The following is a 25,710-nucleotide window of genomic DNA, read 5'->3' as shown; positions in this document are numbered from 1 at the left end:
AATTAACTTTTATTCATTGCAGAAAGCATACCACCGTAAACACCGTTAAGTGACGATAGGTTTGATGCCAATGATTGCATTTGTTCTTTCAATTTAGTTGCATTTTCAACAGCTTCTTCGTTGATTGCAGCTTGGCGATTAGCACTTTCCATCTGAACTTTGTAAAGACTGTTCAAAGATTCCATTTGAGCTGCTGCCAAAGACATTTCTTCGCTGTATTTCTTTTGAGCAGCCATAGCGTCAACAGTTGGACTAATTCCTTTAGCAGCTCCTTCAAAATTTTTGATGCTTTCGCCTAAGCTTGACATTAAAGCACCATCGATTTTAGCTTCTTTTAATAAGTTATCTAACTTTTTAGATAATAAACCTTCAGCATCCTTAGGCTCTTCTTTAGCCTTTTTCCCTGTTGATGCTCCACCTGCTAATTCAGGATATACTAAAGACCAATCCAATTCTGATTGTTGTCTTTCAAAAGCGGAATACGTAAATACCAATGCCTCAACAATCATCCCAAGAGTAAGGATTTCTGATCCGAAAGGCCAATGTTGGATTTTAAATAGAGCTCCTACGATTACAATTGCCGCTCCTAATCCGTAGATCATATTAGTCAAGGTTATCTTTCCATTCTGTGCCATAATTTCTGTTTTTTAGTTTTAATTAAGTTGCTTGAACTTAGTAGATTAAATATTTAGTTTAGTTAATTAATTGCTTAGTTTGTAGCTGCGTTTTTAGTAACTTCAGTTCCCATATAATCTTGAACCGTTCTAAATCCGATATAGCTTCTTGCTGAATCAGCATACTCATAATCTCTTGAACTTACCTGCAAGAAGTAAGCAACATCTTTCCAAGAACCACCACGAACAACTTTACGCTCGTTATCTGGATCATTAACGGTTGGATTAAAAGTTGCTGAATATTCATAAGATGCAGGATCGTAAGATCCATGTACCCATTCTGAAACATTACCAGCCATATTGTACAGATCAAAGTCATTTGGCTCATAAGCGTCAGCTTCTACTGTATATAATGCTTGATCGGCAGCGTAATCACCTCTAAGAGGTTTGAAGTTAGCCATAAAACAACCTCTGTCATTTTTGGCATAAGGTCCACCCCAAGGATAAGTTGCTCCTTGTAATCCACCTCTTGCTGCGTATTCCCATTCTGCTTCAGAAGGCAATCTAAATTTATTCACAAAAGGTTTTCCTTTACTTTTTTGATAAGCATTCTTTTTAAGAGTTCTCCACTGACAGAACGCATTAGCTTGTTTCCAAGACACACCAACTACAGGATAATCTCCATAAGCATCATGCCAGAAATAATCATTGTGCATTGGCTCGTTGTAAGAATATGAGAAATCACGAATCCAAGCCGTTGTATCTGGATACACTTCAACTTCTTCAGTTACAATCACATCTCTACGTCTTAAGCTTCTATCTTTAGCAGCTTTTTGAATATCCATATACTTATATTGGAACTTGAATTTCTTCACATCCCAAGTACGTTGTCCATTGTAAGACTCTTCAATAGGAAGATACATGGTATCCATAACCTCAGCGTAATACTCATCTGGATAATCTTCAGTATCAAAAATCAAATCCACATCGTGATTTAACTTTCTACCTTCGTATCCTGTAGGTCCAAGTCCGCTATAGTTATCGTACATGTATTTTTCATACACAGTCATGTTTTCTGGATCCGCATCGTTGAACGCAAATTCTCCAATACCTCCATTACCAGGAGTTTCACCAATCTCATCGGCCAAGATTGCCAATTTGGTTCTTAAAATGGAGTCTCTAACCCAATATACAAACTCGCGGTACTCACTATTTGTTATTTCGGTTTCGTCCATATAGAACGCTCTTACAGTAACTGTTTTTGTTGGTGCATCTTGTACACCTGCTAGATCATCATCCGATTTACCCATGATAAATGCTCCACCTGGAACAAGTGCCATACCATAAGGTTTTTCAGGATGCCATTTCTTTCCTTTAACTCCTACCAGTTCTCCTCTGTCACCAGAGCCACAACTGACCAATAGAGCTAAAACAGCGGTTAATAAAGCAAACTTCTTAATATTCATAGAAACTCGAGGTTAAATTATTTTAGTTGTTAAATTACACCTTAGAAAAGGGTTTATTTTTTTTAAGGCAGTAAACATATTTATATATTTTGTAAAAAACAATTTTTTTTACAGTTTTTTTGCATTTCATCCTGTAAAGTTAACATTTCGTCGATTAAAAAAACGTTAAACTTTTACGGAGAAAAACACCTAAAAACTGTTTTTTTTGTACGCTTTATACCATCTTTCAGGTATTTTTCCTTGACTTGCCTCAACATAATCCTCATGCATGCATGGTAATAACGTATGCTTTTTTAATTTATTATTAACATCTGGCAAAAAAGGAATCTCAATCCACCAACGCCCAGTCTTTATACTTTTATAAAAAATAAGCTCGTCATCTTCAATCAAAACATTGAACTTTTGATAACTCTTTTCGTCGGTGAAATCATCATCATTAATTCTACAATTGACGCCTTCGATAAAATACCATATAATTTGTGATATCAACATTGGTGTTGCATCTAATTCAGTAGTTGACTTAAACTCGTAAATACCGAACGATGATACTTTATTGCTTATTCCTGCATATCTTGATATAGCACAAATCTCTTTTCCGCTAAAACCATTAGGTGAAAACTTCTGTTTGGCTCCTACTTCAGCTGCTCGAATAGATTTCAAATCCATAGTAACGATATGCGCATCACGCATTACAGGTTCCACCATATTGATATGAGAGGTAACTTCACCTAAACGATAAGCTTCAAAATAGAGCTTTTCCATTAAATCGATTTCCTCTTGCGAATTAAAATAGGTTTGATAGCCTATAGCTGAATAATTAAATAGGTTATAGGGCTTTTCCAATATGATCTTTCCGAGGAAACTATTGTTCTTCATTTCAACTGAGGCGTCTCCCAGATCGAAGTTACTGTCAACGTTCACTATATTGACCATTGGAGCCATGGTATCGTAAGCTCTATAGTTTGGATAGGTCAAATCTTGACTTCCACCTATAATAATAGGAATGATTTTTTTCTCAAGTAAAACTGATATAATTGTTTTGACGGCATAATACGAATCTTCAACTGTGGCTCCTGAAGGAATATCACCTAAGTCTGCAATATTTGTATGCCAATTTCCAGGAAACAAAGAATACAATGCTGTACGAATGGTACCAAAGTTTAATTCTTCTCCCATATAGTTAACATCATTGCGATTTTCTTTCACTCCAATGATTACCAACTCAACACCATCTAAATCTGGAATACCATTTTGTGCAGAGTGAATCTTAATTTTTTTGCCCAGCGCTTGTTCAGATAGTAGTTCATTGTGAGCTAAAACATCATCTGAAACAGGAGACAGGAAACTAAAATTCATTCGTATTATTTTTTAGAAGTCGTTTTCTTTTTAGTAGTTCTTTTTTTAGCAGCCGCTTTTTTCTTAGGTGCTTTTTCCGCAAGATACGATTTTGCTTCTTCTAATGACATATCTGAAACGTCAATTGTTTTTGGAAGCTCAACTTTGGTTTTACCCTTTATAATTCTGTGTCTTCCCCAACGCGCCTTTTCAACACGTATACCTTCATCTTCCCAATTATGGATGAGCTTATCCTTTTCTTTTTGGATTTTATCTTCAATTAATTCCTCAATGTCACTTTCGGATAAATGATCCCAATCGTATTTCTTATTAACATTGATAAACATATTATTCCATTTTATGTAAGGACCAAATCTACCTTTCCCTTTTTGAACAGGTAAATCTTTATACATATATATAGGAGCGTCAGCTTTTTGTTTCTCCTTGATCAGTTCAATGGCTTGATCTAATTCTACATCCAACGGATTCGTTCCTGCTGGAAGGGATACGAATTTCTTTCCGAATTTCACATAAGGTCCATAACGTCCATTATTAACCTCTATAGTTTCACCTTCATAGGTTCCTAATTCTTTAGGAAGCTTGAACAACTCCATTGCTTCTTCATAAGTAATGGTTGTTAATTGCTGATCTGGAGACAAACTTGCAAACTGAGGTTTTTCTTCATCGTCAACTGTTCCTATTTGAACCATAGGTCCGAATTTGCCTAAACGAACACTTACTTGTTTTCCTGTTTTCGGATCGGTTCCTAAAATACGTTCACCAGATTCACGCTCGGCATTCTCAGCAACATCCTCAACCTTCGGATGGAAATTACCGTAAAACTCCTTCATCATCTGGGTCCAATCTTCCTTGCCTTCAGCAATTTCATCAAAATCAGCTTCTACCTTAGCTGTAAAATTATAATCTAAAATGTTTCCAAAGTGATTTACTAAAAAATCGGTCACAATCATTCCAATATCTGTTGGAACGAGTTTTCCTTTATCACTATTCACTTTCTCGGTAAGGGTGACATCTGAAATCTTTCCAGTTTCTAAAGTAAGTTGTGTATAATTTCGCTCTTCACCTTCATTAGATCCTTTTTCAACATAATTTCTATTCTGAATGGTAGAAATTGTAGGCGCGTAAGTAGAAGGTCTACCAATACCCAATTCTTCCAATTGTTTTACCAATGACGCTTCAGTATAACGATAAGGTGGACGCGAGAAACGTTCGGTTGCAGTAATATATTTATTGAGTAAAGTCTCATTGACACGCATTGCTGGCAACATCCCATCTTGCTCTAAATCTTCATCATCTGTCCCTTCAAGATAGACTTTCAAAAATCCTTCAAAAGTGATGACCTCACCATTAGCCGTAAAGGTTTCACCATGCGTTGAAGCCTCAATTTTAACATTGGTACGCTCTAATTCGGCCTCGCTCATTTGCGATGCAATGGCACGCTTCCAAATTAAATCGTATAATCTGGCTTGATCACGCTCTGCATTTAAAGAGTGCTTTGTGAAATCGGTTGGACGAATCGCTTCGTGAGCTTCTTGAGCTCCCTTGGTTTTCCCTTTATAATTTCTAGGCTTACTGAATTCTGAACCGTAGGCATTTACAATCTCAGCCTCTGCTCCTTTTCTAGCTTCATCTGAAAGGTTCACACTATCAGTTCTCATGTATGTAATCAAACCTGCCTCGTAAAGTCGTTGCGCATTTGCCATCGTTCTACTCACAGAAAACCCAAGTTTTCTTGAAGCCTCCTGTTGTAGCGTAGAAGTTGTAAATGGTGCCGCTGGCGATTTTTTTGCCGGCTTTTTGGTCAGATCTGCTACTTTAAAGTTTGCGTTGATATTATCTTCCAAAAAAGCGTACGCCTCTTCCTTTGAAGAAAAATTCTTTGGAAGTTTCGCTTTAAAGCTTTGGCCATCTTCATTTGAAAATTCAGCATCGATTCTGTAAGACACTTCTGGCTTAAAGTCTTGAATCTCACGTTCGCGCTCAACTATTAAACGTACTGAAACCGATTGTACACGACCAGCAGATAAGCCACCTTTGACCTTTCTCCATAATACTGGAGACAACTCATACCCAACAATACGATCTAGAACACGACGTGCTTGCTGTGCATCAACAAGATCATAATCAATACCTCTCGGATTTTCAATGGCTTTTTTGATAGCTGATTTTGTAATCTCATGAAAAACAATACGCTTGGTTTTAGACTTATCTAAACCCAATGTTTCAGCAAGATGCCATGCTATTGCCTCTCCTTCACGATCCTCATCACTAGCTAGCCATACAATTTCAGCTTGCTTTGCTAAAGCCTTTAGTTTTTTTACGACCTCTTTCTTGTCTTTTGAAACTTGATATTTAGGTTTAAAATCACCATCTACGTCTACTCCCAATTCTTTTGAAGGCAAATCGGCAATATGTCCAAAACTCGATTCTACCTTGAAATCCTTTCCTAAAAATTTCTCAATGGTTTTGGCTTTTGCTGGTGACTCTACAATAACTAAATTCTTCGGCATATTTGATTTTTTCAGGCTACAAATGTATATGAAAAAAAATTTATCTCCCTAATTTTTAAAATTTCGATAAGAAAAATTCACAATAAAATATACGACAAAACATAAAAAAAGCCCGATAAAATCGAGCTTTAATAACTTATTTATAGTCTTTATGGATACATATAATCAAGAGATTCGGGAAGACCTTCAATGTGAAGTACTATTTGATTTGATCCTTCCACACGCAAATTCGATAGGTTGAAAACCCTTGTTTGCGTAAATACCGCCAAACAGGACTCATCATTAGTAAAAACCAATTTCAGAAAGCGCTGCTCTGGAGACGATTCTGCTACAGCACCTGAATCTACCAGAACCAAACTCCAAGTACTTCCATCACAACCGCTTGCTCCTATTTCAACCGTGAGACAATCATCATTTAAGTCAAAATCCACTAAATTAAATTCAGCTGAAACGGCATTATCAAAAAAAGCACTGTCGATAACAGCAGGCTGGCCACAGTTACTCACTTGCATGTCATCATCATCGCATTGTGTATTCATGAGCAATAATGGCATACAAACCAAAAACATTAAATTCCTCAAACACTTCATAGATACCTATTTATCATTTAGATGCAATAGCAATCAAATGGTTGCGTCAAAAATTCTGATTGCCTTGTATTTGAGTATATTCTGGCGGTTCGAAACCAATAACCTTTTTATAAATGAAATATAGTGGTATCGAAACAAATGAAGCAGTAACAAGAATACCCACACCACACATTAAAAAGCCTACTATTTGAGCCAAGAAACTACAAACGAAAATCAACCCAAAGGTGATGAGCCATTTTTTGTTCCCTAATTCAAAACTTAACTTAACTAGATTTGAAACTGTTAAATCTGGGTTAAACGCATAAACAACCAGAAGTAAATTTAGCGGTACCAACACATAAAACAATGGCAGATAGCACAAGATAGCAGCCAAAAGTGTGATTCCTAAGTAGGCCAATGACAAGTTAATGGTCTTCATCAAATAAGGGCGTCTTAAAAAGAAAAAATAATCTTCTTTTTCATTTGTATTCATATCGAATTTGTATAAAATTCTAAAAAATGCCGCTTTTAGACCTAAGGAGATTACAATTAGAAAAAGCATCATCAAAATAAAAATCACAAAGAACACAATCATAATTAAAGGCGCAACGTCTTCAAACACATTTGGATTACTTTCACCAAGAATACCAAATGCTATCATGGGAATATAAATAACAGCAATAAAAGGAATGGATAGCGCAAATGTTAACAAGACAATAATCAAACCTTGAACCCAAGATTTTTTAAACAACTCTATACTTTCATTAAAAATCTCTCCAAAATCAAGTGCAATGGCATGTTGTATTTTTTGTTGAATTTCTGACATTAACATAATTCTAATTATTTAGATGGTTAGTCTATCAAAGAACGCAAATTAATTCGTAGTTTCAAAGCAAAATTAATTCTGACACTTTGTCATATTTCTTTAAAATATGCTATCTTTGCATGCTAATTGAAACACAAAGTCAACGACAATTTCGTTATTGCAAAAAGCACTTATGGAGAAAACTATAGACGAGAGCAAACAAGGACAATCTCTAGTACTTGAAGAGAAAAAGGGCAATACACGCAAGCTTTTTATCGAAAGCTATGGTTGTGCCATGAATTTTAGTGACAGTGAGATTGTGGCTTCCATATTGTCTGAAGAAGGGTTCAACACAACCCAATCACTGGAAGAAGCCGACTTGGTCTTGGTCAATACCTGTTCCATTCGAGATAAAGCCGAACAAACTGTTAGAAAACGTTTGCAAAAATACAATGCTGTTAAACGTATCAACCCTAAAATGAAGGTTGGTGTTCTTGGCTGTATGGCTGAACGCTTAAAAACGAAATTCCTTGAAGAAGAGAAAATCGTAGACCTAGTTGTCGGTCCTGATGCTTACAAAGACCTTCCAAATCTCTTATCTGAAGTTGAAGAAGGCCGAGACGCTATTAACGTCATTCTTTCTAAGGAAGAAACCTATGGCGATATTTCTCCTGTAAGATTGAACAGCAACGGTGTGACCGCTTTTGTGTCCATAACACGTGGATGCGACAACATGTGCACCTTCTGTGTTGTACCTTTTACACGCGGTAGAGAACGCAGCCGTGATCCTCAAAGCATAATTGAAGAGGTGAATGAATTATGGAGTAAAGGCTATAAGGAAATCACTTTATTGGGTCAGAATGTGGATAGTTATTTATGGTATGGTGGCGGACTCAAAAAAGATTTTGACAAAGCCAGTGACATGCAAAAAGCAACTGCAGTGAACTTTTCTCAATTGTTGGAGCTTTGCGCAAAAGCACAACCCAAAATGCGCATTCGCTTTTCAACATCAAACCCTCAAGACATGACACTTGATGTGGTGGAAACCATGGCGAAGTTCAATAATATCTGTAATTACATTCACCTTCCTGTGCAAAGTGGCAGTAATCGTATTTTGAAAGCCATGAACAGACAGCATACAAGAGAAGAATACTTTGATCTTATTGATAATATCAAACGCATCCTTCCAGACTGTGCCATTTCCCATGATATGATTACTGGTTTTCCTACGGAAACAGAAGAAGACCATCAAGATACATTAAGTTTAATGGAAAGAGTCAAGTATGCCTTTGGATATATGTTTGCTTATTCGGAACGCCCTGGAACCTTAGCTGAACGCAAATTGGAAGATGATATTCCAGAAGCTATCAAAAAAAGACGTCTTGCTGAAATTGTTGATCTACAACAAGAACACAGTAAGTTCAATACCGAACAATTTTTGAATCAAATCGTTGAAGTTCTTATTGAAAAAGAATCTAAAAAATCTTCAGAACATTGGGCAGGTCGTAATGAGCAAAATACCATGGTTGTGTTTCCTAAGGAACATTACAAGGTCGGCGAATTTGTAAATGTGTATGTTGAAGATTGTACAAGTGCTACTTTAATTGGAAAAGCCGTTGGCCTTTCCGACAACAATTAAAAAATGAAAAAAATTCTATTCCTGTTTTTTATCTTTTTACTTGCTTATCAATGTGCTAGCAATGATGACACACAAGAAGAGGAAACCGAGCAGGTCAATCCAAATGATATTGATGGCGATGGTGTGACCAACCAACAAGAGGTTGTTGATAATACAAGCCCTGACGATCCTTGTGACTTCAGACAATCTAGCCAATATTATCCATCTATTTCCAACGCATGGAAAGCTCTCGATTGCGATGGCGACGGAGTTACCAATTGGAAGGAATTGGATCCTGATGGCGACAACACTGTTAATAACAACGGTACTTCTCCTCTCGTTGGATGTAGTTTTGTTTTGAGTGACCGAACTTTAGAGCCTACAGATGAATGGAAATCCCTTAATTGTGACTCTGACTTTGTTTCAAATGGCCAGGAAGAAATTGATAACACAAATGTATTGGACGGCTGTGATTTTATTACCGAAAGTCAGGATTTAGAACCTTTTGACTATTGGCTGGAAGAAGATTGTGATAATGATGGTAGAACAAATAGCAGGGAATTGAATGACGGAACCGATCTTTTGGATCCAACAGATTTTGATGGTGCTGGCACAATTTTAAAAGAAATCTATAAAGGCACAAAATCCAATTATACCGAAAAATATACATTTTTAAATGACGGGACTTTGTTCGACAAAGTATTCGACTCTAATGATAATATTATTGTAGATTTTCAATATGATTACCAAAATAGGCTTGTTACGTATATCAATAATACAGATAACTATTCTATTACTTACGATTATAATGCTAACAATGAAATAACTCAAATTACCATCGATGACGAAGGTGACATTTATAGCTATTCTTTAGTCCATGATGGAAATATTGTGTATGCATATGATGGAAATCAACCACCAGGTTTATATACAATAAAATTCACTTTCAATAATCAAAATAAACTAATTCATAAACAAACATTTCTGTCCAGTGTAGATGTGGTTATAGAAACCTATGACTATGATGCTAATTCAGAAAACTTGTTATCATCATTCTCTGAATCTTTAGGTTACAACCCTGAGACGGGTGAAACTTTTAGTTACAGTTGGTATACTGAAATATCCAAAGATTACTCCTATAGTTACCAAGGCGAAAACTTAGTAAATATATTTTTCAACCCTTATCAAAATATAATAAACAACATTTTTTTGCTACCCAACCCTTCTCCATTATTACAACACACATTCTTCCCTAATTTAGGTGCTACGAGTACAGATTTTGAAACTCGTTATTTATATAACGGCTCAACTCTAGATGGAACCATTGATTATGGATATTTATATGGAGCGCACTTTACAGAGTCTAATGAACTTCCATCTAAATTAGGATGGGGACATATTGAAGGAGGAGCAAGCTATGAAGTACATTATGAAAATTAATCAATGGAATCAGTACAAGCCATAAAACAACGTTTCGGAATTATAGGAAACGACGCAAAACTCAATCGCGCCATAGAAAAAGCGATTCAAGTTGCTGCTACCGACATTTCGGTATTAGTCACTGGTGAAAGTGGTGTTGGTAAAGAGAGCATCCCTAAAATTATACACCAGTTATCACATCGGAAACACGGTAAATATATTGCTGTGAATTGCGGTGCGATTCCTGAAGGAACGATCGACAGTGAATTGTTTGGTCATGAAAAAGGCGCCTTTACTGGTGCAACCCAAACACGTTCTGGTTATTTTGAAGTCGCCGATGGTGGTACTATTTTTCTGGATGAAGTTGGCGAATTACCTTTAACTACTCAAGTACGTTTACTACGTGTACTTGAAAATGGTGAGTTTATTAAAGTGGGTTCAAGTAAGGTTCAAAAAACCAACGTGCGTATCGTTGCCGCAACGAATGTCAATATGTTCGAAGCCATAAAAAAAGAAAAGTTTAGAGAAGATCTTTACTACAGGTTAAGTACAATAGAAATCCATTTGCCTCCTCTTAGAGATCGACAAGACGATATTCATTTATTGTTTAGAAAATTTGCGAGCGACTTTGCCTTAAAATATAAAATGCCAACCATTAAGCTCAATGATGATGCTGTTCAAGTGCTTCAAAAACACAGGTGGAATGGAAATATCCGACAATTGCGTAACGTGGCTGAGCAAATTTCAGTATTGGAGCAAAATAGAAGCATTTCAGCAGACACCTTGAGAAGCTACTTACCTACTCAAGCCAATAATTTACCTGCTGTGGTTAACAGCTCCAAGAGTGAAAGTGATTTCAGTAATGAACGTGAGATTCTTTACAAAGTGCTTTTTGATATGAAAAGCGACTTAAATGACTTAAAGAAGCTTACAATGGAATTGATGAAAAGCGGTAATGCTAATCAGGTTCAAAAGGACAATGAGCATTTGATCCAAAAAATTTATGGTGAAAACGATACAGAAGCTTTAAACAACGACTATGAAGACCTTGAGGTTTTATCAATTCCTGAAAAGAACGATTTTGTAGAAACTTCTGAAGATACCAGTCAGGACAAATATCACTTTGCTGAGGAAATTGAAGAGGAAGAAACCCTATCTTTACAAGATAAGGAATTGGAACTCATAAAAAAATCACTAGAGCGTCATAATGGCAAACGTAAGTTAGCTGCACAAGAATTGGGTATTAGTGAAAGAACTCTTTATCGTAAGATAAAACAATATGACCTTTAAGACAAGTTTATGATGGCTAGCAAAATATTGAGATTTCAATGCACGTTCATGTCAATAGCATGAAAGTAAAACCACCAACATACAAATGAGAAAAAAAATAGGACTTAGATTTATTGTGCTTTGCTTACCGCTAATTCTTACGAGTTGTGGCCCATATTCTTTCACTGGAACATCCATTGCAGACAATATTGAAACCTTTCAGGTTAATTATTTTCAAAATACCTCTGCATTGGTAGAACCTGGATTGGATAGAGACTTCACTCTAGCTTTACAAGATCTAATCCAAAACCAAACCAATTTAAGTTTGGTGAATTCAGGTGGTGACTTGGTATACGATGGCGAAATTACCGAATACCGAATTTCACCAACAACAGCGCAAGCCAATAGTACAGCAGCACAAAACCGTTTGACCATAAGTGTGAATGTTCGATTTTATGACAAAAATCTTCCTGATGAAGAGTTTGAACAACGGTTTTCATTTTTTTACGATTATCAAGGAAGCGCACAATTGATTGGCGCACAAAAAGACACTGCTATAGCGGAAATTTTTGAACGCATCACCCAAGATGTTTTTAATGCTACTTTAGCAAAATGGTAATGCAATTTGAATACAACTGATTATACATACATACTTCAAAATCCGCAGCATATCACAGCTGAACAGACAGAAACACTCAAACAGCTTGTGAATGAGTTTCCCTATGCACAATCTGTAAGAGCTCTGTATCTAAAAGGTTTAAAGAACAAGGAAAGTTACAAGTACAATCAAGAATTAAAAACAACGGCAGCCTATACGACCGATCGCAGTATTCTATTTGATTACATAACTTCAGAGATTTTTAATCAAAATGAGATTTCTGATCTTATTAAACAAAATTCCGAACATCTCAAAAATATTGAAGTTAAGGACTTGGATGATATTTCTGTCAACAAAAGTGTCACTATCGATGATGCCTTAAAACAACACATTCAAAATACGGAAGGCGTCTTAGACCCTCAATTATTTGAGGAAAAGGTAAAAGTTGACGATGTGGCACATTTTTTATCTCTTCGTGAAAATACTCCAGAACAAGTGATACTGGATATTGATGCTAAGCATATTGAAGAAACACCTGAAGACACCTTGCAGTTAGGAAAACCTCTAGAGTTTGATAAATCTGAAACCCATTCCTTTACTGAATGGCTCAAAATAACCAGCTTCAAACCCATCAATAGAGAAGAAACCGAACCTGTAATTCAAAATACTAATGAAGAAGCTGAAGCGAATCATTCTGATGACAGTATTTCGAAAAAGTTCGAGCTCATTGACAAGTTTCTGGAAAGCAATCCGAAGATTGTTCCTTCCAAAGACACGCCAAAAATTGATTTGAAAATTGAGGACACAGTCAAACATGATGGCTTGATGACAGAAACTTTAGCACGTATTTACCTCGAACAAAAAAATTATGAAAAGGCGATTCAATCTTATAAAATTTTAAGTTTGAAATATCCAGAAAAAAGTGGTTTCTTTGCAGACCAAATTAAAGCAGTCAAAAAATTACAAGAAAATAACACATAAGAAATGAGTACGTTTACTATATTTTTAGTCTTAATCATACTAGTTGCTTTTTTACTAGTCGTTGTCATTATGGTACAAAACCCAAAAGGTGGCGGATTATCATCTACTTTTGGTGGTGGAGGCTCTCAGCAATTAGGAGGTGTTAAGAAAACAACCGACTTCCTAGACAAGAGTACTTGGGCATTAGCAACATTACTTTTAGCATTGATATTGGCATCTAACTTTGCCATTCCAGGTGCTGGTGGAGATCAAGAATCAAAAGTTATTGATGGAGATGGTACAGAAACATCCACTCCAGTAACTACTCCAGATAGTACAGCAGATGATACTGCAACTCCAGCTGATTCTTTAGGGAATTAAGCTCTAAAAAACAATATACGAAATGCCAACTCAACAGTTGGCATTTTTTATTTCTGAAAGTTTGTCAGTTTAGAATGACTGGCACATTTTTAGCATATTTCAAAGCGTTTAAATAATTATATAACTTAAATCAAAACAACTAAAATATGAGCTTAAACATTCAACCATTAGCAGACAGAGTTCTTATCGAACCTGTTGAAGCTGAAACTAAAACAGCTTCAGGAATTATCATTCCAGACAACGCCAAAGAAAAACCACAAAAAGGTAAAGTTGTCGCTGTTGGTAAAGGAACTAAGGACGAACCTATGACAGTAAAAAAAGGTGACATGGTTCTTTATGGTAAATATTCTGGAACAGAATTAAAACTTGAAGGTAAAGATTACCTCATGATGCGTGAAAGCGACATTTTAGCAATTGTATAATAATCACAAGCCACTAACCTAAGGTTATTGGCATTTTTAATTTAAAAACTATAAAATTATGGCAAAAGATATAAAATTTGATATTGAAGCACGTGACGGATTGAAACGTGGTGTGGATGCATTGGCAAATGCAGTAAAAGTAACATTGGGACCAAAAGGTAGAAACGTTATCATTGGAAAATCATTTGGTGCACCTCAAGTCACTAAAGATGGTGTTTCTGTTGCTAAAGAAATCGAATTGGAAAATGAGCTTGAAAATATGGGAGCTCAAATGGTTAAGGAAGTGGCTTCCAAAACTAATGATTTAGCTGGAGATGGTACAACTACTGCAACTGTATTGGCTCAAGCAATCGTTAAGGAAGGCTTGAAAAACGTTGCTGCAGGTGCGAATCCAATGGATTTAAAACGTGGTATTGACAAAGCTGTTGAAGCGATTACTGAAAATTTAGATAAGCAATCTAAAAAAGTGGGCAACTCTTCTGAAATGATTAAGCAAGTGGCTTCTATTTCTGCAAATAACGATGATACCATTGGCGAATTGATTTCCCAAGCTTTTGGAAAAGTTGGAAAAGAAGGTGTCATCACAGTAGAAGAAGCCAAAGGAACAGATACGTATGTTGACGTTGTGGAAGGGATGCAATTTGACAGAGGTTACCTCTCTCCTTACTTCGTAACCGATTCTGATAAAATGATTGCAGATTTAGAGAATCCGTACATTTTGTTGTTCGATAAAAAAATTACCAATCTACAGGAAATCCTTCCAATCTTAGAACCTGTTGCACAATCTGGAAGACCTTTATTGATTGTAGCAGAAGATGTAGAAGGCCAAGCTTTAGCAACTTTAGTGGTTAACAAGTTAAGAGGCGGATTGAAAATTGCTGCAGTAAAAGCTCCTGGTTTTGGTGATCGTAGAAAAGCCATGTTGGAAGACATTGCCATCTTAACTGGTGGAACGGTAATTTCTGAAGAACGTGGATTCTCTTTGGAAAATGCTGACTTAAGCATGTTAGGTACTGCTGAAACCGTTACTATTGATAAAGACAACACAACGATTGTGAATGGTCATGGTAAAAACGCTGACATCAAAGCACGTGTCAACCAAATCAAAGCACAAATTGAAACTACAACAAGCGATTACGATAAGGAAAAACTACAGGAACGTTTAGCAAAATTAGCTGGTGGTGTTGCTGTATTATATGTAGGTGCTGCTTCTGAAGTAGAAATGAAAGAAAAGAAAGACCGTGTTGATGATGCCCTTCATGCGACTAGAGCAGCTGTTGAAGAAGGTATCGTTGCTGGTGGTGGTGTTGCCTTTGTAAGAGCTATTAAAGTTCTTGAAAAGCTAACAACCGATAATCTTGATGAAACAACTGGTATTCAAATTGTAGCACGTGCTATTGAAGCACCTTTAAGAACCATCGTTGAAAATGCTGGTGGTGAAGGTTCAGTAGTTATCAATAAAGTATTGGAAGGCAAGAAAGACTTCGGTTTTGATGCCAAATCTGAGACGTATGTCGATATGCTTAAAGCTGGAATCATCGACCCTAAGAAAGTAACACGTATCGCATTGGAAAATGCGGCTTCTGTAGCAGGAATGATCTTAACTACAGAATGTGCTTTAGTAGATATTAAAGAAGACGAACCTGCAGGAATGCCACCTATGGGAGGCGGAATGCCAGGCATGATGTAGTGGCGAATCGTCACAGATGAGTTACTCACTCTTACGGATAAATACCATAAGAAATGAGTTCAGAGAAATAAAAAAGCCTTTGATAGAAATCAAAGGCTTTTCTTTTTTGAAACAATTCATGGTCTTGATTTAAATCAGAATTCAAATTTAATAGTAACTTTAAGTCATAATAGCTTAAAACATGAAATATCAATTGTTCTATCTTATATTTTTTCTAAGTCTCCCTTTAAATGTTCTTAGCCAATCTAATCCTAAAATAGAAACCGCATATCCTGAGTATTTCAACCTTCCAAGAGAAACAATGTTTGTTCACCTAAACAAAACAACGTTCATTTCTGGTGAGGAAATTTGGTTTAAAACCTATACCTACGATCGAAGACAGCACAAGGTATTCAAAGAAACCACTAATATATATGTCGGCATTTATAATTCTGAAGGAAAACAAATAAAAAAACAACTATTCTTAGCCGAAAACGGACGAGCTCATGGAAGTTTCAAGATTGATTCCACATATACTTCAGGAACTTACTATGTGAAAGCTTCCACCAATTGGATGCAGAATTTTAAGGAAAATGATGCTTTTGTTCAAAAGATACTCATAGTTGACAAAAACTATGCTGAGCCTCAAAAAGAAGCGATTTCCTATGATTTTCAATTTTTACCGGAAGGTGGTCACTGTATCGCTGACACCAAAAACCACATAGGCTTTAAGGCAATTGATCATCTCGGACAAGGTGTTGTTGTAAAAGGTAAAGTGTTAGACAGTGAAAATTTTGAATTGCTGACTTTTGAATCCAATACCTTTGGAATGGGGAAATTCATTTTTCGACCTGAACCCAATAAAGCTTACACTGCTGAAATCACTTTTAAAAATGGAGAAACCATTACAAAACAGCTTCCAAAAGCGGAATTGGAAGGTATAAGCATGCTCATTAACAATAGTGATAAAAATGAAATCGTCATGTCGTTTTATACCAACAACGAAACCTTGAAAAACATTAAAAACAAATCCTTTAAAATTGCTATTCACAAAGATGGTGACATGAAACTTTTACCATTATCTTTTGGTCAATCAACCAGGAAATCACTCGCACTTAACAAAGAGGTCTTGTTCGAAGGCGTCAACACGATTACACTTATAGATTCTGAAAACAGACCTATTAATGAACGCTTGTTTTTCAATAGCAGTTCTTTAAAAAGCGAATCGGTTTTCCTATCCCAATTACCTAGCATTAATGATAGCCTTGCGCTATCAATGTATCATTACAAGAAGGAAAATTTCAATCTTAGTATTTCAGTCCTACCCGAAACTACCATTAGCTATCAACCCAATCATAACATTATTTCAGCATTTTATTTAAGACCTTATGTAAAAGGCTATATTGAAACCCCTCAATATTATTTTTATAAACCTAATGCTGAAAAAAGTGAAGATCTAGATCTCCTCTTACTTACCCAAGGTTGGAGTCGATACGAATGGAATGATATTTTCAAAAACCCTCCAACCGAAGTTTATGATTTTGAACAAGGAATTACCTTAGCCGGAGGCATCAATGGCAATTATGCCGATGCTGATAGTCTGTACATGTATTCAACCCAATATTATTCAGCACAGTTTATTCCTCTCGATAAAAATAAAGGCTTTAAAATTCCAAATTTCAAAGTTGCAGATAATGAAAATTTAAAGTTCTCCTATGTGAATAAAAAGATGCAGTTTTTAAAACCAACTCTAAATGTAACTTATAAGGTATTTAATTCTATTGATAGCTTGAGCAGTAAAACCGTTGATGTATACAAATTTCAGAAAACCTATGGTAAACCTATTTTAGAAAACTGGACACAAAACTCAACCGTTGATCTTGATGAAGTAGTAGTGGTTTCTTCCTCTAAGAAAAAAACACCTGTAGTAGGTTTCCAATCTTTTGAACGCTCATTCAAGAAAAGCACAAAAATATTTGATGAAAATGCTGGTCTTACCTATCCAGATGTCATTTCCTATCTAAGAACCCATGGTTATAAAGTGTCGCAAACTTTTGGACAAGTTGTCATACAGTCACGAATTCCAAACAGTATTAGTGGCGAGCAATATCCTGAACCAACCATCTATCTTGATGATGTGCAACTGCAAAGTTTCAATGTTTTATATGAATTGCCTTCGGCTAACATTGAAAAAATTTATATTGACAAAAGAGGGCTTGGTCAAAGCATGAGTGGTGGCTCAGGTGGTGTGATACGGATTTACATGAAAGAAAATTCAGTTTTTGATATCAAGGAAGCCAGTAAAGTAAGTGCTAACTACACCGTTAGTGAACCTACTATTGGATTTACTTCTCCCAAAACGTTTTATACACCACTCTACAATTCTTATAATAATAGTTTTTTTAAAGAATATGGCGTCATTAGCTGGATACCTAAATTAGAGCTACCTCAAAATGTGTCATCAAAAATTCTGCTTCCAAAAACTGAAACAAAGGTGATCAAATTATATATCGAAGGAATTGCAGATGATGGCACTCTAATATCTGAAATCAAAACCCTAACGTTAGAATAATTAATAGCTTATGAAAAAGATCAACTGGCAATACACGCTTGGAGAAATTCTAATTGTAATCATAGGTATTACCATTGCATTCAGCATGAACAAATGTTCTGAATTGAAGACCAATGAAACACTTAAGACACAATATTTAAGCAACATCAAGCAAGACATTGAAGCCGATAAGAAAACCCTTCAGGAAAACGCAAATGCAATTGGAGCTAAAATTCAAACACTCAATGGTTTCATGCCGCTTCTGAATACTGAAAACCCAGAAAAAATAAAACGTACTCAAGAGCTGTTTTCTGTATTTGGTTTATCTTCTTTTTTTCCAAAGGACATTACCTATCAAACGATGGTCAATTCAGGCGACTATAAACTCATTGATGATTTTAAAATCAAATCTGCTATTGAATCGCACTACTCAAGTTACAAATCCATCTTAAAGGATTATGAAAGACTTGAAATCATCCATCGTGAATATTTGGGAGATTATCTCATCAACCATGTCAATTATGACCTCATGCGACAAGGCCAATTTGCTTTTCAAGATGAAACCTTGTTAAAGAATATTTTGCAAAGTATTTATGGCGCATTAATAATCAAAAAAAATGCCACGGAACGTGGCATTGAAAACTGTAATGGTATGTTATCTACTTTGAGTACCTACTAATTTTTGTGGTCCTTTTGGACGTCAATATCACGATACTTACAACAAGCATGTACACTATTATAGGCTTCATCAGTCGCTTTCATGTCTTTGGTATCGTGACCAACAGCAATAATGTGCTTCTGAATGGTATCTAAATTTGTTTTTCGTTCGTCATAAATCAATTTTAACTCGTGTGTTTTCACATTCCAAATGGCAGATTTTACACCTTTGGTTCTTATGGCTGCTTTTTCAATGCGTTCTTTACACATTAAGCAAACGCCATCCACTTCAATGGAAGCCTTAGCATTTTTATTTTGGGCAAAGCTTACTGTAGTTAATAAAAAGGTCAATACTAATATTAAATTTTTCATCCTTGTTTATTTTTAGTTTAATCGATATCGTAATCCTGCGTAATACATACTTCCAAAAATCGGACCATATACAAAGGTGGTATCAAAATTTGGCCCAAAAGGGTTGTCTGCTCCTAAAACAGGATTCTCTTGTCTTACGTTTGTAATGTTTTCACCACCTAAATATACTTCAAATTTTTCTGAAAACACTTTAGTTACCTGAGCATTCAAAGTACCAATGGTTGGTGATTGATTTGGTAATCTGTATGCTATCGGATTTGTAGCTGTTGAAGTAAATCGCTGCTCGCTTAACCAGTTGTAGGTGGCATCAAATTTCCATTGAGAACCAGAGCTCTCTTCTGCTTTTGTTTCATAAGAAGCATTAGCGAAAAGTCGATGTTTAGGAATCAAAGGTTTAGAGCGTTTTCCTATAAGATAATCGGTTTGCACATCGTAATACTTATAAGCGGTTCTGATGTCAAAACGTTCAAATACATTATAATTGAATTCTACCTGTAAACTATTGGCAAAGCTATCACCTTTCAAGTTGTAGAAATTAACTTCTTGCGGATTTTCCCAATCCACAACCACTTGATTCTGAAAATCGGTTCGATAAAAATCGATTGTTACATCTGCCTTACGACTAAAAAGATTAAACCCTTGCAAGAAGGAAACACCATAATTCCATGCAATTTCTGGGTCTAAGCCATAGATACTTCCATTAGTATCCAAGATATTAATCTGCCTTGACGTTGCAAACATATTCTGGTTTTCAGCAAAAATATTGGCACTGCGAATCCCTCTTCCAACAGAAAAACGCCAAGCCGATTTCTCCCAAGGTGTATATCGTATATGTAATCTTGGAGTTATAAATTCACCCAACAAATTATGGGTGTCAAAACGAACTCCAGCTGTTAAAGACAGTTTATCCAAATTGTCATAGGAGTATTCGAAAAAACCACCGAAAGAGCGTTCACTACGTTCAAATTCTGTATTGATAGCCAGCTCATCATAATGATCGTAGGTAAAACTCAAACCCGTTTTGATTTTATGTCTGGAATCGCTTATAATAGAATTATAAATCACGTTTGAATAGACACTATTATGGTTGATATCATATCTATTTAATCCAAAGTATGATTTTTGATTATGCGTACTATAAGCCAATTGCACACCTAAGCTTTGCCATGGAATTTCAGGGTTCACGTAACCAAACTTTGTGGTTAGTTCGAAACGCTTTGTTTCGATTTCACTGCCCCAAAAATTAGTGGTAAACTTGTCGCGATCTGGATCAAAATCGACTTGACCTGATTGTTTGGCATCACTTAAATACCTGAGATTTATGAAGCTTACCAATCCCTTTTCAGGGTTGGTATATTGCCATCTATTCAATACATTGACCTGATCACTCAAAGGCATATCCAAAAAACCATCATTATTGACGTCGTTTTTCATTTGGCGTGTATTGCCATGAATATATAAGCCTGTACTCCACTTCTCAGTCACTCTGGTATTGAGATGCGTATTCAGTTCGTAACGTTGATTGGTAGCTGTATACAGATTTACAAAAACGCGATCGTCCTTCGTTGGTTTTTGCAACTCTGCATTGATTTGTCCAGCAATACTTTCAAACCCATTGGTTACGCTTCCAGCACCTTTCGTAATTTGGATGCTTTCAACCCATGTTCCGGGAATAAAACTCAATCCGAATGCTTGAGAAGCACCTCTTATTGAAGGAATGTTTTCAGTAGTAATCAAAATATACTTACTGGTTAAACCCAACATTTTAATTTGCCGTGTTCCTGTTACAGCATCCGAAAAATTTACATCAATCGAAGGATTGGTTTCAAAGCTCTCAGACAAATTACAACATGCTGCTTTTAACAACTCATCGCTATTAACCGTAATCACATTAGCGGACTTGAAATACGATTTAGCTGTAGATTGTTTTCTTGTTACTACAGTCACTTCATCGAGTTGGCTATTGGGCTTTAGAATATGCTTGATATATTTTGGCGAATCGATTGTTAAGGTATCGGTTTGATACCCAACATAACTAATCACCAATTTTTTGTAGGTCTTTTGATATGGAATGCTAAACTTTCCATCCAAATCCGTAACCGCTCCAACTGTGGTATTGAGCCAAAATACATTAGCTCCAAAAAGCGGCTGTTCTTTATTATCATTAGTAAGCTCCAAGATCTCTCCTGATAGCTGCTCTTGAGAACCAACCAGGAATGGAACCATCAACAATATTATAACTATAGTTCTCATCTAATTATAGGTTTTAAGTAACATGACAATCGCCATGACGATCATAATGCTGTTCTCGATTAAAGTCGCTTTGGTCATAGGAAGTTTTAAGGCCGTTCCTAGGCAAGCACACTGTATGGCATTTTTTTTCAACAATGTTCGTGCAACACCAACTGTTGTAATTCCTAGAATGATCAGAGTTGCAATCAATGCCAATGGGATTTCAAGGCGCATCAAAAACAGTAATCCCAATGCTAGTTCCAAAAAAGGATACAGCCATCCGTAAAATGGAATTGCTTTCGCCAAAGGATCGTACATTCTAAAAGATTGTGGAAATCCTTTATAGTCTAAAAACTTAAAAAAGCTAAAGACAATGTAAAATAAACCCATAAAATCCAGCATAAAATTTTGAACACTCCATAGATTTTTATTCAATAAAATTGAAGCAGCAAACAAATAAGCAAAGATTAAGAATAACGGAAACAATTGTTTCCATTCACTTTGTTCAGCTTCCTTTGAAGTGGTATTGTTTGCAAAAACATTTTTGGTATCTGTTTTAGATATTTTGTATTTGGATGGCAATGCTTTTTGAAGTTTTTCCAATGAAATATCAGCATTCGTATGAATGGTAACTGAAGACGATTCCAAATTGGCATCAGCATCATCAATTTGATCAACATCCAACAAAGCCTTTTCAACTGTCGCCACACAGTTGCCACAGGTCATACCTGAGATTGTATATGTATGTATCATGATTATAAAATGTATTAGTGATTCAATAAATTCGAGATTTAAAATCTCAATCAAACGTTTTGAATACTAAACATTAAATAAGGAATACCTCATCAAGAACATAAATTTCCCTCGTAATATTGGGTGGTTTATAGTCTTTGAAAGGTATCACGAGCTTAGGTAACTGCTCGAAAGGTTTTAGGTAAGTGTAAAAATAAGATGCAACGAAAAGTTGCTGTTCAAATGAAAGATTATCAACTTTTGATGTTTTAAGTTGGTCCTGTCCCTTAACAACTTCTTTTGTGTCCTTACAGCAATGTTTCATTGTTGCTGTTGAAGCTTTCGAAGTTGACATTTCCATGCCACACTTTTTTGCTTTTGTAAAAACAGCTGAATCAATTAAAACACCTCCACAGTAGTGTTTTTCTACAGTAAAAGACACTGTTAAAAACAAGACCATTATTGCCATGAAGGCCGAAAACATCTTATATGTAATTTGCTTAAGCATAATTTCAAGTACAAAAGTACAAAAAAATTAAGGGTATTGTAAGCTTTTAGAAAAGCCTTAACACTACTGCTTTATCTTGTAATAATAAAATGCGGGCAGAAGTAATAGCAACAAAATCGGCTGTATCAAAAATCGTCTTAAATTAAAAAATAGATAGTAATCCTCTTGCCTAGGATGAATGACAAAATACAGAAATGCCGCAATTAAAATCACATAGGCTATAGCATAAATGACTACCGAGAAGCGAATAATGGATTTATCCCTAAAAAACACATAAATAATTCCTAGAGAAATTGCTGAATTCAAGACATATCGTAAAGTCGTGAACAAGGTTAGTTTCAAAACCTCACGCCTTGGTGAATCGATGTGCAAATAATCACTTTTAAAAAACAATAAGTAAGGATCGTAAAATAGTTCGTCTTCAAAAACGCGAATTAAAACCAATAAACCAATTAGCACTAATAGCAATATGTATTTCACTGGTTTAGACATGTTTTGTTTTTAATTTAGCAAAACGGTTCACCCAAAACATCCAAAGCAAAAAGACCATTCCATAAATGATCAGAGGAAAAATAACTGTATGCAAAATTTCTCGTCTCCATGGGTAATGGTACAATCCGATAGAAAGAATTACTATTCGTACCAAGTTAACCACATAAATCAGAACACTTCCTGATAGCAAATAAATAAACGTAGGCTTAAATCGTCCAGCAAAAGCAGCAATAAAGGACACAAATAAAATAATAACACTTATGGAGTTACAGCCTTCCACAACTCGTGCTACAAATTTTCCATTGACAATCAATTTCATGGAAGGTTCCTCAGGATGTGGTGAAATTCTCGATTCGTAACCAAAAGTTTGTATTAAAGACTCGCTTTGTCGTGCCACCAAATTCGTAAAATAATCGGGATAAAATTTTGAACCATCAGACCAATCCAAATAAAATTTATAGGCAAAAGTCAAAACAAAATAAACTGCAAGAAAGGTAAAGATAAATGTAACGACAGATTTATATTTCTGAAAAAGTGACTTCAAACGTGTGCATTTTATTCAGTTAAAATTATACAAAATGACAATAGAAATGTCACTTTTTAAATACTTTTACCAAAATTTTTTTACAAATGACATTTGACGCCCTAAAACCTCAAGTAAAAGACATCCTAAGCAACCAAAACTTAAGTTTTGAGGCACAATTGTTTGAGGTCTGCAAATTACTTGAACATCACATATCCTATTATAATTGGGTTGGCTTCTATTTTAAAAATGGCGATAAAAACGAATTGAAGTTAGGTCCTTATGTTGGCGAACCTACCGATCACACCATAATTCCTTTTGGCAAAGGGATTTGCGGACAAGTAGCCGTTTCAAACCAAAATTTTGTGGTGCCAGATGTATCTGCTCAAGACAATTACATAGCCTGTAGCGTTACGGTAAAAGCTGAAATTGTCATTCCAATTTTTGTGAACGGAGAAAATATTGGCCAGATAGATATTGATTCAAACACAGCAGATCCTTTTACAGAAGCTGATGAGCGTTTTTTGGAGTTTGTCTGTCAAGAAATCTCTAAAAGAATATCGAACAATAGCTAAAGTTGATTTACATTCCTGTACGGATCGCTTCCACAGGATCCAATCGTGATGCAGAAATTGCAGGAATCACTCCAGAGATAAGTCCGATAAACGTTGAAAGTGCAAATCCGAGGAATATATTGTAGAGCGATAGGACAAAATCAAAATCTCCAGCCATGTTGGAAGCAATCATGGAGACAATCCATACCAAAACAATCCCGATGACACCTCCCATTAACGATAGAATGATGGCTTCGAACAAAAACTGAAATAAAATGAACTTGTTTTTGGCGCCTAATGATTTTTGAATCCCAATAAGATTGGTTCGTTCCTTTACGCTCACAAACATGATGTTGGCAATTCCGAAGCCACCAACCAAAAGTGAAAATCCGCTAATCAACCAACCAATACCATTCATAAAACTGATGATTCCATCAACAAAATCGGTTAAACCAGAGAGTTTATTGACAAAGAAATTATCGGGCTCATCGGCTTTTAAGCCACGATACGCTCGATACTTTTGTTTTAAAACAGATTCAAAAGCTGCGATATCAATATCCTTCTCTGGCTTTATGATGACTGCTCCAGGTAAACCATTAGCACCACCATTATTGAATCGTCTTACAAAATTTGCTGGTACATAAGCACGTTCATCAGGAGAATCACCTAAACCACTTCCTACTTTTTTTAGAACTCCAATAACTTTCAGTTTTCTTCCATAGGCTCTAACCGTCTTCCCAATCGGATTGGCATTATCAAACAGATTGGTTGCCGTGGCACTTCCCAAGACGATAACAGGAGCACCTGAATACGATTCAGATTCGGTGTAAAAACGTCCTTTTTCAACCTTAAAATTTTCAATTTCATAGATGCCGTTCGATACAGGTGTAATATTAACACCTGAAACAGTTTTGCCCTCATATCGTATATTTTCTGAGCTTCCGAAGATCACATAAGCAATGGCATCAACATCAGGTATATTTCTCCTGACAAATTCAAAATCATCATGCTCTACCTGAGGAAAGTTATCGCGCTGCCATCTTGGTACAGAAGTTGGTCCAAACGAAAATTTGGTGAGGTACATGGTGTTTTTATCCAAACCACTCAATTGATCCTTAATACTTTTATCTAAGGAATCTACTGCAGCCAAAACCGCTATGATTGAAAAAATACCTATGGTTATTCCCAATAGTGATAGAAATGTTCTGAGTTTGTTGTTCCGAAGTGCGTTTATGGCAAACGACAAACTTTCTTTGAATAACCTTAGATAAAGAAGCATAAAATGAATTCAATTTTCTAAATATTAAAGATAGGACGTTTTCAACAATTTATTGTTACAAAAAACTTAAATAAACTCCTTTTTTTACTATCAATAACCCTTGATAATATGTATTTTTGGGCTTTATTTTTTTAACGTCATTTTTACACAACTA

General features: G+C 35.7%; 24 protein-coding genes. 11 read left to right on the top strand and 13 right to left on the bottom strand.

Translation table 11 applies throughout. The annotated features are described in order from the left end of the window. Nucleotides 1-2 precede the first annotated feature (2 nt). The 6 genes from gldL to AB9K26_RS04825 all read right to left on the bottom strand — a co-directional run bounded on the left by gldL (nt 3) and on the right by AB9K26_RS04825 (nt 7,341). A complete protein-coding gene (gldL, locus tag AB9K26_RS04850; RefSeq protein ID WP_369971414.1) occupies nt 3-635 on the bottom strand; it encodes a gliding motility protein GldL in 633 nt (210 codons plus the stop codon). 74 nt (nt 636-709) lie between these two features. Further along, nucleotides 710-2,080, bottom strand: coding sequence for a gliding motility lipoprotein GldK (gene gldK / locus AB9K26_RS04845; RefSeq protein ID WP_369971413.1), 1,371 nt, complete (start codon nt 2,078-2,080; stop codon nt 710-712). 189 nt (nt 2,081-2,269) lie between these two features. After that, nucleotides 2,270-3,436: a formimidoylglutamase gene (locus AB9K26_RS04840; protein WP_369971412.1), complete on the bottom strand. Its 1,167-nt coding sequence runs from the start codon at nt 3,434-3,436 to the stop codon at nt 2,270-2,272. 5 nt (nt 3,437-3,441) lie between these two features. Continuing rightward, nucleotides 3,442-5,946: a type I DNA topoisomerase gene (gene topA / locus AB9K26_RS04835; protein WP_369971411.1), complete on the bottom strand. Its 2,505-nt coding sequence runs from the start codon at nt 5,944-5,946 to the stop codon at nt 3,442-3,444. Between the two features lie 149 nt (nt 5,947-6,095). Then, nucleotides 6,096-6,536: a hypothetical protein gene (locus AB9K26_RS04830; protein WP_369971410.1), complete on the bottom strand. Its 441-nt coding sequence runs from the start codon at nt 6,534-6,536 to the stop codon at nt 6,096-6,098. 46 nt (nt 6,537-6,582) lie between these two features. Beyond that, nucleotides 6,583-7,341, bottom strand: coding sequence for a hypothetical protein (locus AB9K26_RS04825; RefSeq protein WP_369971409.1), 759 nt, complete (start codon nt 7,339-7,341; stop codon nt 6,583-6,585). Between the two features lie 172 nt (nt 7,342-7,513). Here AB9K26_RS04825 and miaB point away from each other — a divergent pair, with 172 nt between their 5' ends. The 10 genes from miaB (at nt 7,514) to AB9K26_RS04775 (ending at nt 18,886) form a co-directional block, all read left to right on the top strand. Beyond that, entirely contained in the window at nt 7,514-8,959 is a 1,446-nt protein-coding gene (gene miaB / locus AB9K26_RS04820; protein ID WP_369971408.1) for a tRNA (N6-isopentenyl adenosine(37)-C2)-methylthiotransferase MiaB, read from the top strand. Between the two features lie 3 nt (nt 8,960-8,962). Further along, the gene (locus AB9K26_RS04815; protein WP_369971407.1) at nt 8,963-10,378 is read left to right on the top strand and encodes a hypothetical protein; all 1,416 of its coding nucleotides are present in this window, start codon (nt 8,963-8,965) and stop codon (nt 10,376-10,378) included. Between the two features lie 3 nt (nt 10,379-10,381). Further along, nucleotides 10,382-11,647: a sigma-54 interaction domain-containing protein gene (locus AB9K26_RS04810; RefSeq protein WP_369971406.1), complete on the top strand. Its 1,266-nt coding sequence runs from the start codon at nt 10,382-10,384 to the stop codon at nt 11,645-11,647. Between the two features lie 85 nt (nt 11,648-11,732). Then, nucleotides 11,733-12,245 (top strand): LPS assembly lipoprotein LptE, encoded by a 513-nt coding sequence (gene lptE, locus AB9K26_RS04805; protein WP_369971405.1) that lies wholly within the window; start codon nt 11,733-11,735, stop codon nt 12,243-12,245. A 6-nt stretch (nt 12,246-12,251) separates the two neighbouring features. Further along, nucleotides 12,252-13,205 carry a hypothetical protein gene (locus AB9K26_RS04800; RefSeq protein ID WP_369971404.1) on the top strand — a complete coding sequence of 318 codons (954 nt, stop codon included), beginning with the start codon at nt 12,252-12,254 and terminating at the stop codon, nt 13,203-13,205. A gap of 3 nt (nt 13,206-13,208) precedes the next feature. Further along, nucleotides 13,209-13,565: a preprotein translocase subunit SecG gene (gene secG / locus AB9K26_RS04795; RefSeq protein WP_369971403.1), complete on the top strand. Its 357-nt coding sequence runs from the start codon at nt 13,209-13,211 to the stop codon at nt 13,563-13,565. A 146-nt stretch (nt 13,566-13,711) separates the two neighbouring features. Continuing rightward, a complete protein-coding gene (gene groES, locus AB9K26_RS04790; RefSeq protein WP_369971402.1) occupies nt 13,712-13,987 on the top strand; it encodes a co-chaperone GroES in 276 nt (91 codons plus the stop codon). 58 nt (nt 13,988-14,045) lie between these two features. Next, nucleotides 14,046-15,677: a chaperonin GroEL gene (groL, locus tag AB9K26_RS04785; RefSeq protein ID WP_369971401.1), complete on the top strand. Its 1,632-nt coding sequence runs from the start codon at nt 14,046-14,048 to the stop codon at nt 15,675-15,677. A gap of 181 nt (nt 15,678-15,858) precedes the next feature. Further along, a complete protein-coding gene (locus AB9K26_RS04780; RefSeq protein WP_369971400.1) occupies nt 15,859-18,228 on the top strand; it encodes a hypothetical protein in 2,370 nt (789 codons plus the stop codon). A 10-nt stretch (nt 18,229-18,238) separates the two neighbouring features. Beyond that, nucleotides 18,239-18,886: a DUF6090 family protein gene (locus tag AB9K26_RS04775; RefSeq protein ID WP_369971399.1), complete on the top strand. Its 648-nt coding sequence runs from the start codon at nt 18,239-18,241 to the stop codon at nt 18,884-18,886. Here the strand turns inward: AB9K26_RS04775 and AB9K26_RS04770 are convergent. The 6 genes from AB9K26_RS04770 to xrtF form a co-directional block, all read right to left on the bottom strand. Then, nucleotides 18,883-19,236 (bottom strand): heavy-metal-associated domain-containing protein, encoded by a 354-nt coding sequence (locus tag AB9K26_RS04770; protein ID WP_369971398.1) that lies wholly within the window; start codon nt 19,234-19,236, stop codon nt 18,883-18,885. The genes AB9K26_RS04775 and AB9K26_RS04770 overlap by 4 nt on opposite strands. Nucleotides 19,237-19,248: 12 nt before the next feature. Further along, the gene (locus tag AB9K26_RS04765) at nt 19,249-21,489 is read right to left on the bottom strand and encodes a TonB-dependent receptor domain-containing protein (protein ID WP_369971397.1); all 2,241 of its coding nucleotides are present in this window, start codon (nt 21,487-21,489) and stop codon (nt 19,249-19,251) included. Continuing rightward, the gene (locus AB9K26_RS04760) at nt 21,490-22,221 is read right to left on the bottom strand and encodes a heavy-metal-associated domain-containing protein (RefSeq protein WP_369971396.1); all 732 of its coding nucleotides are present in this window, start codon (nt 22,219-22,221) and stop codon (nt 21,490-21,492) included. It lies immediately after the preceding gene. Nucleotides 22,222-22,294: 73 nt separating this feature from the next. Further along, the gene (locus tag AB9K26_RS04755; protein WP_369971395.1) at nt 22,295-22,708 is read right to left on the bottom strand and encodes a hypothetical protein; all 414 of its coding nucleotides are present in this window, start codon (nt 22,706-22,708) and stop codon (nt 22,295-22,297) included. Nucleotides 22,709-22,771: 63 nt separating this feature from the next. Beyond that, the gene (locus tag AB9K26_RS04750; RefSeq protein ID WP_369971394.1) at nt 22,772-23,200 is read right to left on the bottom strand and encodes an exosortase F system-associated protein; all 429 of its coding nucleotides are present in this window, start codon (nt 23,198-23,200) and stop codon (nt 22,772-22,774) included. Continuing rightward, the gene (gene xrtF / locus AB9K26_RS04745) at nt 23,193-23,744 is read right to left on the bottom strand and encodes an exosortase family protein XrtF (protein ID WP_369971393.1); all 552 of its coding nucleotides are present in this window, start codon (nt 23,742-23,744) and stop codon (nt 23,193-23,195) included. Before xrtF ends, AB9K26_RS04750 begins: the two co-directional genes overlap by 8 nt. A gap of 86 nt (nt 23,745-23,830) precedes the next feature. On the opposite strand from xrtF, the gene AB9K26_RS04740 reads away from it, so the two are divergent. After that, a complete protein-coding gene (locus tag AB9K26_RS04740; protein WP_369971392.1) occupies nt 23,831-24,298 on the top strand; it encodes a GAF domain-containing protein in 468 nt (155 codons plus the stop codon). Nucleotides 24,299-24,305: 7 nt separating this feature from the next. On the opposite strand, the gene AB9K26_RS04735 is transcribed toward AB9K26_RS04740, so the two are convergent. Continuing rightward, nucleotides 24,306-25,556, bottom strand: a complete 1,251-nt coding sequence (locus AB9K26_RS04735; protein ID WP_369971391.1) for an ABC transporter permease — start codon at nt 25,554-25,556, stop codon at nt 24,306-24,308. Nucleotides 25,557-25,710: the final 154 nt, after the last annotated feature.

The sequence above is a fragment of the Psychroserpens sp. XS_ASV72 genome, assembly GCF_041224425.1.
Taxonomy (GTDB): domain Bacteria; phylum Bacteroidota; class Bacteroidia; order Flavobacteriales; family Flavobacteriaceae; genus Psychroserpens.
This window is presented reverse-complemented; position numbering and strand designations above follow the sequence as displayed.